Here is a 4,357-nt window from a genome sequence, read left to right on the forward strand (position 1 = left end):
CGCTCAAGCTCCTGCTTGTAAAGCAACTCGTCGAAGTAGACGGACACGGGCAGCTGTGTGTGGCTGCGGCTGAGAGCGTTGAGTGCGGAACTCAGGTCGGACATGATCCCCAGGATCTCCAAAAACCAATGTCAACCCCCCTTGGGCTTGAGGGCAGCACCAAGGGCTTTGAACAATCCCTGGCTTTGCCAGGGGCCTGAAACTTCCCAAACCCTATGGCTGTGCCTCAAGCGGCATGCCAAACCCAGACCAACAAGGCATTGAACCTGTCGGTGGCGGGCTGGTGCCTGCGGGCGAGAGGGTGCGGGAAAGCCCGAAATTGTACCCTCAGGGGGAGCGAGGGCCAATGCCGGGTTCTGCGTCAGGTCAAATGGGTGGTGCGCCCACCCGGTCTGGGGGGGCCTTGTCTCAGCGGCGACGGCGTTGCAGGTTCAGCAGCAACAGGCCGCCGGTGCTCAGCAACAGCAGGGCCGAAGGCTCGGGCACAGCGGAGGGGGCGCCCAGGTACTGGTAGCCATTGGCCGACGTGAAGGACACGCCGTCTTCCAGCTTGATGCCCAGGTAGTCTGAGTGGCTGGCGTCGGTGCTCAGGCTGCAGTTGGCCAGGTGGAAGCAACGCGAACCGTTGTAGAGCTGGAAGTTCAGCGCGATGTCCGTGTTGGTCGGTGCATCGAAGGTCAGCACGGTCTGGCCCGTGTAGCGCCCGTTTTCAGCATCGCCATTGCTGTACACGCCATTGGGGCCGCCCAGCGCCCATTCGCGGAACAGGTCCTTGCTGGCGCTCTGGCTCTTGGTCAGCGTGGGCATGGCTTCCAGCGGGCAGCTGATGCCGTCCGAGCCATAGTCGGTGCAGGTGGCGTTGGGGTCGAAGTCAGGATTGGCTACCGTGTACTCGGCCGACACGTAGCGTGACGAGTCAGCCTGCATGAAGTGGTCGATCTGCTGGTAGCGCTGAAACGGTGTCATGCCCAGGCCGGCGAAGGTGGTGTCGTAATCCAGCGTGATGGTCAGACGAGCTGTGGCGCCAGGGCCGGTCAGGCGGATCGTGTCGTAGATGTCCATCCGGGCGTAGGACTCGGCGATGTTGATGGGTGTGTCGCCACTCATCTGCACGGAGGTGATGGACTTGAACATGCCGGTCGTGGGATCGGCCCAGGCATTGACCGAAGCTGCCACTTGTCCCGATGTCACCGATTGAACGCCACCCGTGGTGAAGGTGTCATAGGGAGAGGGTGCGCTGGCGTAGTTGTAGGTCTGCGAGGCCATTTCCTCGGCGCTCAGGCCCCAGGTGAAGGTGGCTTGGGCATGGGCTGCTGTAGCAGCAAGGGACAAGGCCGCGCCAATGGCACTCAGGACAGCGTGGAACGAACGCATGAAGACTTTCCTCTGATCAGGCTTGTAGATTGGTTTGCGGGTTTATACCAATAAAAGCCTGGCGCGCGCTCCCTCTCAACGGGGGTGGCATCCATGTGCGGGGTGCGCCAGAAGTCGGCGGCAGGAAATAGAATACGCGTTTGCCCCTGCCCGGGCCCCTCATTCGACACCATGGCCAGAACCGCCAAATCCACCGCTGATACCCTGCCCGCGCCCGCAAGCTACGAAGAAGCGCTGGCTGAGTTGGAGCAGCTTGTCGGCAAGATGGAAGCCGGGGCACTGCCCCTGGACCAATTGCTGGCCAGCTACCAGCGGGGCGCCCAGTTGCTGCAGTTCTGCCGTACCAGGCTGGAAGCGGTGGAAGAGCAGGTCAAGTTGCTGGAAGACGGGCAACTCAAACCCTGGGATGCGGCATGAGCGCCGCACGGCCGACCGAAGGTGCTCGCCCCGTAGTGCGTTGCACGGAGATTGCCTGATGTCCCCTGAAGTATTCAAGGACTGGTCAGCCACGGTGCTGGCCAGCGTGGAATCTGCCCTGAGCGATTGGGTGCCTGCATCTGCACCTGCTGGCCTGGGTGAGGCCATGCGCTACGGTGTGCTGGACGGTGGCAAGCGCCTGCGTGCCTTGCTCGTGCAAGCTGCAGCCGACGCAGCGGGTGCCGGTGCCACAGCGCAAGGCCGTGATGCCGCCTTGCGTGCCGCGTGCGCTGTGGAATTGATCCATGCCTATTCGCTGATTCACGATGACATGCCTTGCATGGACAACGACGTACTGCGCCGTGGCAAGCCTACGGTGCACGTGAAGTTCGGCGAGGCGCAGGCCATGCTGGCGGGCGACGCCATGCAGGCCCTGGCATTTGAAGTGCTGACCCCTGATGCGGACGAGGGTGCTGTAGCCGATCCCGTCTTGCAGGCGCGCTTGTGCCGTTTGCTGGCGCGCGCGTCCGGCCAGTCGGGCATGGCGGGCGGGCAGGCGATCGACCTGGCCAGTGTGGGCCACGCACTGGATGAGGCAACCTTGCGCGACATGCACCAGCGCAAGACCGGCGCGTTGCTGCGCGCCAGCGTGCAGATGGGGGCGGCTTGTGCTGGCCTGCAGTCGGACAGCGCCGCCTGGAAAGCCTTGACCGAGTATGGTCATGCCATGGGGTTGGCCTTCCAGATCGTCGATGATGTGCTGGACGCAACACAAGGCTCCGAGACCTTGGGCAAGACGGCTGGCAAAGACGCCGATGCCAATAAACCAACTTATGTGAGCCTGCTGGGCTTGCAGGGTGCCCGCGATGAAGCCGATGGCCTGTTGACGCAAGCCTTGGCCGCATTGGCCCGCAGCGGTTTGCCCACTGCCGATACGGCTGCCTTGGCCGCCTTGGCCGAGCGCATCGTGCACCGCGATCACTGATCACTAAAAAGAATACCCTTCAAGGACCTCCCAACATGAGTTACCCCCTGCTGTCCAGGATCGACAAGCCCGCCGACATCCGGCACCTGTCCCGGTCCGAGCTCAAACAGCTGGCGTACGAACTGCGCGACTATCTGCTGCACAGCGTGTCCCGCACGGGCGGTCACCTGTCGTCCAACCTGGGCACGGTCGAGCTGACCATTGCCTTGCACTACGTCTACAACACGCCGGAAGATCGTCTGGTATGGGACGTGGGTCACCAGACCTATCCGCACAAGATTCTGACGGGGCGGCGTGACCGCATGCCTTCGCTGCGCCAGATGGGCGGCATGAGTGGCTTCCCGCGTCGTGATGAGAGCGAGTACGACACCTTCGGTACCGCGCACTCGTCCACCTCGATTTCCGCCGCATTGGGCATGGCTCTGGGCGCGCAACTGCGCGGTGAAGCACGCAAGGCCGTGGCCATCATCGGTGATGGTGCGATGACCGCCGGCATGGCCTTCGAAGCCTTGAACAACGCGGGTGTGCCGCATGCGGGCAAGATGCCCAATGTGCTGGTGGTGCTCAACGACAACGACATGTCGATCTCGCCGCCAGTGGGGGCGCTCAATCGCTATCTGGCTCGCCTGATGTCAGGCCGCTTCTACACGGCTGCACGTGAGAGCGCCAAGCAGATGCTGCGCAATGCGCCGCCGCTGTTCGAGCTGGCCAAGAAGCTGGAAGAACACGCCAAGGGCATGGTCGTGCCGGCCACGATCTTCGAAGAGTTTGGCTTCAACTATGTGGGCCCGATTGATGGCCATGATCTGGATTCGCTGATTCCCACACTCGAAAACCTGCGTGATCTGGAAGGCCCGCAGTTCCTGCACGTGGTGACCAAGAAGGGCTATGGCTACAAGCTGGCCGAGGCCGATCCGATCGCGTACCACGGGCCGGGCAAGTTCGATCCTGCCGTGGGCCTGGTCAAGGCGCCAGTTGGTGCCGAGCCGCCCAAGCCCACGTTCACGCAGGTGTTCGGCCAATGGCTGTGCGACATGGCCGCCGCCGATCCGCGCCTGGTGGGCATCACGCCGGCCATGCGTGAAGGCTCCGGCATGGTGGAGTTCCACCAGAAGTACCCTGGCCGCTATTTCGACGTGGGCATCGCCGAGCAGCACGCTGTGACCTTCGCCGCTGGCCTGGCTTGCGAAGGCTTGAAGCCTGTGGTGGCGATCTATTCCACCTTCCTGCAGCGTGCGTACGACCAGCTCATCCATGACGTGGCGATCCAGAACCTGCCCGTGGTGTTCGCGCTGGACCGCGCTGGCATCGTGGGCGCAGACGGCGCCACGCACATGGGCGCGTTCGACATCGCTTTCACGCGTTGCATCCCCAACATGAGCTTCATTGCGCCAGCCGATGAGGCTGAGTGCCGTCAGGCCTTGAGCGCGGCTTATGCGCAGAACCACCCTGTGGCTGTGCGTTATCCGCGTGGCGCGGGCGCAGGGGTGCCTGTGCCGACCAATCTCGATCCGATGCCATGGGGCAAGGGCGAGATCCGCTTGCAAGGCACGCAGACTGCGGCCGGTCTGCGCGTGGCCA

4 protein-coding genes are annotated in these 4,357 nt (G+C 63.3%); 3 read left to right on the forward strand and 1 reads right to left on the reverse strand.

Features of this window, described 5'->3' with window-relative positions; all coding sequences use genetic code 11:
- Positions 1 to 408: 408 nt before the first annotated feature.
- Positions 409 to 1,374, reverse strand: a complete 966-nt coding sequence (locus EPO09_RS16165; RefSeq protein WP_290644442.1) for a PEP-CTERM sorting domain-containing protein — start codon at positions 1,372 to 1,374, stop codon at positions 409 to 411.
- Between the two features lie 171 nt (positions 1,375 to 1,545).
- Here EPO09_RS16165 and EPO09_RS16170 point away from each other — a divergent pair, with 171 nt between their 5' ends.
- The 3 genes from EPO09_RS16170 to dxs form a co-directional block, all read left to right on the forward strand.
- Entirely contained in the window at positions 1,546 to 1,791 is a 246-nt protein-coding gene (locus EPO09_RS16170) for an exodeoxyribonuclease VII small subunit (RefSeq protein WP_290644444.1), read from the forward strand.
- A gap of 58 nt (positions 1,792 to 1,849) precedes the next feature.
- Positions 1,850 to 2,776: a polyprenyl synthetase family protein gene (locus EPO09_RS16175; RefSeq protein WP_290644446.1), complete on the forward strand. Its 927-nt coding sequence runs from the start codon at positions 1,850 to 1,852 to the stop codon at positions 2,774 to 2,776.
- Between the two features lie 35 nt (positions 2,777 to 2,811).
- A partial coding sequence (dxs, locus tag EPO09_RS16180) for a 1-deoxy-D-xylulose-5-phosphate synthase (RefSeq protein WP_290644448.1) occupies positions 2,812 to 4,357 on the forward strand: 1,546 nt, incomplete at its 3' end.

Source organism: Aquabacterium sp. (assembly GCF_004297345.1).
GTDB lineage: Bacteria > Pseudomonadota > Gammaproteobacteria > Burkholderiales > Burkholderiaceae_C > Aquabacterium.